The sequence below is a fragment of the Rodentibacter mrazii genome (genome assembly GCF_001998825.1).
Classification (GTDB): Bacteria; Pseudomonadota; Gammaproteobacteria; order Enterobacterales; family Pasteurellaceae; genus Rodentibacter; species Rodentibacter mrazii.
The window spans coordinates 1-5,017 of record NZ_MLHG01000096.1 but is presented as its reverse complement, the minus strand read 5'-3'; the positions used below and the strand labels follow the sequence as shown (position 1 = coordinate 5,017).

5 protein-coding genes are annotated in these 5,017 nt (G+C 38.1%); 3 read left to right on the top strand and 2 right to left on the bottom strand.

Annotated features, from left to right (window positions below):
- Positions 1 to 30: 30 nt before the first annotated feature.
- Together BKK47_RS11395 and cysS are read right to left on the bottom strand one after the other, a co-directional pair.
- Positions 31 to 1,626: a lactate permease LctP family transporter gene (locus BKK47_RS11395; protein ID WP_077494942.1), complete on the bottom strand. Its 1,596-nt coding sequence runs from the start codon at positions 1,624 to 1,626 to the stop codon at positions 31 to 33.
- A 200-nt stretch (positions 1,627 to 1,826) separates the two neighbouring features.
- The gene (gene cysS / locus BKK47_RS11390) at positions 1,827 to 3,206 is read right to left on the bottom strand and encodes a cysteine--tRNA ligase (protein ID WP_077494941.1); all 1,380 of its coding nucleotides are present in this window, start codon (positions 3,204 to 3,206) and stop codon (positions 1,827 to 1,829) included.
- 105 nt (positions 3,207 to 3,311) lie between these two features.
- Between cysS and BKK47_RS11385 the strand changes: the two genes are divergently transcribed.
- From BKK47_RS11385 to BKK47_RS11375, 3 genes are all read left to right on the top strand, one after another.
- The gene (locus BKK47_RS11385) at positions 3,312 to 3,821 is read left to right on the top strand and encodes a peptidylprolyl isomerase (RefSeq protein ID WP_077494940.1); all 510 of its coding nucleotides are present in this window, start codon (positions 3,312 to 3,314) and stop codon (positions 3,819 to 3,821) included.
- 57 nt (positions 3,822 to 3,878) lie between these two features.
- The gene (locus BKK47_RS11380; RefSeq protein WP_077494943.1) at positions 3,879 to 4,670 is read left to right on the top strand and encodes a TatD family hydrolase; all 792 of its coding nucleotides are present in this window, start codon (positions 3,879 to 3,881) and stop codon (positions 4,668 to 4,670) included.
- Positions 4,671 to 4,674: 4 nt separating this feature from the next.
- A partial coding sequence (locus BKK47_RS11375; RefSeq protein WP_077494939.1) for a hemocin immunity protein occupies positions 4,675 to 5,017 on the top strand: 343 nt, incomplete at its 3' end.

Genomic DNA, 5,017 nt, shown 5'->3' with positions numbered 1-5,017 from the left:
ATTTAATAAATTGTAGTGTACTTCTCTATATTAAACGTTGAAAAACATAGGAATAACAGTTAATGCCACTACTGCTGCAATAACGCCATACATAAACATTGGTATGACAGTTTTCTTAATAATCGCACCTTCTTGGTTTTGAATATTTAATACTGAGTTTACCGCAACAATGTTATTGATACAAACCATGTTACCCATTGCGCCGCCAACAGATTGTAATGCAAGAATCAAGCTTGTTGATAAACCTGTAATCTCAGCAGTTGATAATTGCACACTACCGAAAGTTAAGTTTGAGACAGTATTGGAACCCGAGAAGAATGCACCCACCGCACCTAAGTAGGAAGCGAAGAGAGTCCAATATTCTCCGGTTGCTTGAGCAAAGCTTTTACCAATAATTTTAACCATTGATGCATCACCGCCAACCAACATCAAGTTCACCATGATTAACGCCCCGATAAGCGCATAGAATGGGTTTCTAGATTGTTTAAAACTGCCGACAAAAATTTCCTTAGTTTTTTGGGCATTCATTGTAAACAACGGTACACAAATTAAAACAGTAATAATAAATGGAATTAAAGCCGGAACATAAAGTAATTTATAGCTAGCGTTTACATTAGTTCCGAAAATTTCTTTTAAGCTGAAAATTAATCCTTTACTGATTTCAAATTGTCCAAGAGTACCAAGTTGTACAGCAAACCAAGTGGTTGCATCGTTCATCATTGCTTTAAATGGTAACTGTTGAATACGAGTGATGATTAAAAATAAGATCAATAAACCCGTTGGCAACAACGCTTTTGCTATCTCTTTACCATTTATTTCTGTATTGCTTAGTGTATTTTCCACTTTCGCTAAACCAATGCCTTTATTGGCTACAAATACGGAAATAAACATACCAATCGCGCCACCAACTAAAGATGGGAATTCATAATTTATTTGTGCAAGGAAGAAATAGGGGATCACGCACGCAAAAATACTAATATAAATAAAAACAATATTTTGGCGGATTTCCTTTCCTGAAACGATAAAACGTAGTGCAATAAGTGGAATGACTAATGCGACAAAAGCATGAATAGTTGCTGTAATTGAACCTATTTCAAGAATTTGATTCTCTGTTAGATTTAGTGGACCGAATCCAAACCAAGTTGGTGTACCTACTGCACCAAAAGAGACGGGAACAGAGTTCATAATTAATGCTAAAACAGCAACTTTTATTGGATTAAAGCCTAAGCCAACAAGAATAGGTGCTGCAATAGCTGCGGGGGTACCAAAACCACTGGCTCCTTCGATCATAAAAGCAAATGCCCAACCGATAATCATTATTTGCGCGACCGGATTTGGATTGATTTCTCCTAGCCATTTACGCAGGGTATTGGTTACGCCGGACACTTCCGAAAAACGGTTAAATAGAATTGCACCGAAAATAACTGTAATAGGAGTTTGTACCGCAATGATTGCAGAGGCAATATTGGCACTGACTGTTGAAATATCGGTACCAAAGTAAATAAGTTGAATAATCAGCACAACCACAGCAATCCAAGGGAGGGCGACATAAGAAGGAAGTGCATTACGTTTTACCATGAGATAGATCAGTAAAACAATTGGAAAGATGCTAAGAAAAAGAGCCATAGGATTCCTTAATACTTAATATAGGGTTTCTTTAAGTTTGTTATTTTAACAGCCATGAATTGTAAACGAGTTATTAGATAAATAAAGTAAAATGTTGAAAAATTGTGACTTTGATCATAAAAATTAATCAAATGTAAGTGGGGATGTAAAAAAGTGCAGTAAATTTTTACTACACTTTTTTTAGTTTTTTTAACAATTGTTTATTGTTTACGCCAACTGGTACCATTAGGCCCATCTTCTAATACAATTCCCATCGCATTTAAGGTGTCTCTAGCGGTATCTGCGGCTGCCCAGTTTTTGCTGGCTCTGGCTTCATTGCGTTGTTGGATCAATGCCTCGATTTTAGCGACTTCATCATCGTTTGAACCTGCCTGTAAAAAGGTTTCCGGATCTTGTTCCAATAGTCCCAGAATTTGAGCTAATTCTCGTAAACGCGCGGCTAATCCATTGGCTTTTTCCATCGCTTCAGATTTTAATTTATTCACTTCACGTGCCATTTCAAATAACACAGAAATGGCATTTGGTGTGTTGAAATCATCATCCATCGCATCACGGAATGCTGCGACAAAATTTTCTCCGCCAAAAGCGACCGCACTTTGATCTGTTCCTCGCAATGCGGTGTATAACCGTTCCAATGCACCATGGGCTAAATTGAGGTTTTCCTCACTATAATTGAGTTGGCTGCGATAATGGGCGGATAATAAGAAATAGCGTACTGTTTCCGCATCATAATGATTGAGCACATCACGAATGGTGAAGAAATTGCCAAGAGATTTCGACATTTTTTCTTTATCCACCATAATCATACCAGAGTGAATCCAATAATTGACGTAATCGCCATCGTGGGCACAGCAAGATTGGGCAATTTCATTTTCATGGTGAGGGAACATTAAATCAGAGCCGCCGCCGTGAATATCAAAATGTTCGCCTAACTGCTTACTGTTCATCGCTGAGCATTCAATATGCCAGCCCGGGCGACCGGCACCCCAAGGTGAAACCCAACTTGGCTCGTTCTCTTTTGACATCTTCCACAGCACGAAATCCATCGGATTTTTCTTTACGTCAGAGACATCAACCCGTGCGCCGGCCTGTAATTGTTCTAAATCTTGACGGGATAATTGACCGTATTCTTTGAAGCTTTCCACATCAAACATCACATCGCCGTTTTGAGCCACATAAGCGTGTCCCCGTTCAATCAATTTTTCAACGATCTCAATAATTTCAGGAATATGATGAGTGGCACGGGGTTCAAAATCCGGACGTAAAATATTCAAGGCATCAAAATCCTTGTACATTTCAGTAACCATACGATCAACTAATTGTTCGCAGCTTTCTTGATTTTCTAATGCTCGCTTAATGATTTTGTCATCTACATCGGTAATATTACGTACATAAGTTAAGTTATAACCTAAATAACGTAGATAACGGGCGATCACATCAAAGGAAACAAACGTTCGTCCATGACCGATATGGCATAGGTCATAAACCGTGACACCGCACACATACATTCCCACGTTATTTTCGTGAATAGGTTTAAAAATTTCTTTTTCTCGGGTTAGGGTATTGAAGATTTTTAGCATTTTTTTCTCGGATAAAAATAGATATTGAAACTGACCGCACTTTTATAGCACTTATTGGCTATTTATGGAATAATGGCGTCCTTTAAATTTCATAGGGAAATCAAAATGGTTATTTTACACACAAATTTTGGCGATATTAAACTGGCATTAAATGCAGAAAAAGCACCAATCACAGTAGAAAACTTCTTAACTTATTGTAAAAATGGCTTTTATGATAACACAATTTTCCACCGTGTTATTGATGGATTTATGATCCAAGGTGGCGGTATGGAAAGCGGTATGAAAGAGAAAAATACCAATGCGCCAATCCAAAATGAAGCATCAAATGGATTGAGTAATAAGCGTGGTACGATTGCTATGGCTCGCACTTCCGATCCGCATTCGGCAACAGCACAATTTTTTATTAATGTGGCGGATAATACGTTTTTGGATTATCGTTCCAAAGAAATGTTCGGCAAAACCGTGGTGCAAGAATGGGGCTATGCTGTGTTCGGTGAGGTAGTTGAAGGTATGGATGTCGTGGATAAAATCAAAGGCGTGAAAACCGGCAATAAAGGTTTCCACCAAGACGTGCCGAAAGACGATGTGGTGATTAATTCTGTTACTGTAGAATAATGAAGGAAACCTGAGCATTGTCTCAGGTTTTCTCTTTCCATGTTAAAGCGATATATTATGCCTTTTTTCGATACTCATACTCACCTTGATTATTTACAGCAATTCACCGGCGAGCCTCTTTCGCAATTAGTGGAAAATGCCAAGCAAGGCGGTGTACAAAAAATTTTGATTGTTGCCGTCCTTGAACGGGATTTCAAAACAATCCAAAAAATGACCGCACTTTATCCGCAAAATTTATATTATGGGCTAGGTTTGCACCCACTTTATATTAAAGAACATTCAGAAAAGGATTTATCCCTGTTGGAACAAGCGTTAGAACAGCGTGATAAAAATGGTACAGCGGTGGCGGAAATTGGTTTGGAACGAGCGATCCCCGATTTATTGACGGACGAACTTTGGCAAAAACAATGTCATTTTTTTGAAAGTCAGCTTTATTTAGCGAAACAATTTAATTTACCCGTGAATATTCACAGTCGAAAATCTCATGATCAAGTGTTTACTTTTTTAAAACGTATTCCATTGCCTAAATATGGCGTGATACATGGTTTTGCAGGTAGTTATGATCAAGCCAAACGGTTTGTGGATCTTGGTTATAAAATCGGTGTCGGTGGCACCATTACTTATCAACGGGCGAATAAAACCCGCCAAGCCATTGCAAAATTGCCTTTGGATGCCTTGGTGTTGGAAACGGATTCCCCCGATATGCCGGTGTTTGGTTTTCAGGGACAGCCAAATCGCCCAGAGCGGATTATTCAGGTATTTCATTCCTTATGTGAGCTAAGGAATGAGGAATTCGATCAAATAAAAGAGGTTATTTGGTGTAATAGTAATAAATTATTTGGGAGATAATAAGATGGGTGTTTTAGGACCGCATGAAGGGAGAGAATTAGAGTTGATGTTAAATCATCAAAAAGAGATTGCTTTATTTTACACCGATGCTGAGGTGCCGGAGGATTTTTTCCCTTATTTAGAGAATAAGACCTTTGAACTAAAAACGATTAATTTAAAAACATCACTGGGTGATTTTTCCTATTACTTAATATACCGACCGGAACATATAGAAAAAGCAGAGGAATTAAGCTCGGTTTTGTTGAAAAGTTACGATAAGTTTGATCCTGATTTAGAAAGAAAAATCGGGAAATTACTTGGTTATAGTGATGATGATATTGAGTTCTATATAAACCATGCTTTAGATT

What these genes read in the sequence shown, in the direction of transcription:
- BKK47_RS11395 (WP_077494942.1), bottom strand. Translation starts at nt 1,626, where the DNA reads ATGGCTCTTTTTCTTAGCATCTTTCCAATTGTTTTACTGATCTATCTC.
- cysS (WP_077494941.1), bottom strand. Translation starts at nt 3,206, where the DNA reads ATGCTAAAAATCTTCAATACCCTAACCCGAGAAAAAGAAATTTTTAAA.
- BKK47_RS11385 (WP_077494940.1), top strand. Translation starts at nt 3,312, where the DNA reads ATGGTTATTTTACACACAAATTTTGGCGATATTAAACTGGCATTAAAT.
- BKK47_RS11380 (WP_077494943.1), top strand. Translation starts at nt 3,879, where the DNA reads ATGCCTTTTTTCGATACTCATACTCACCTTGATTATTTACAGCAATTC.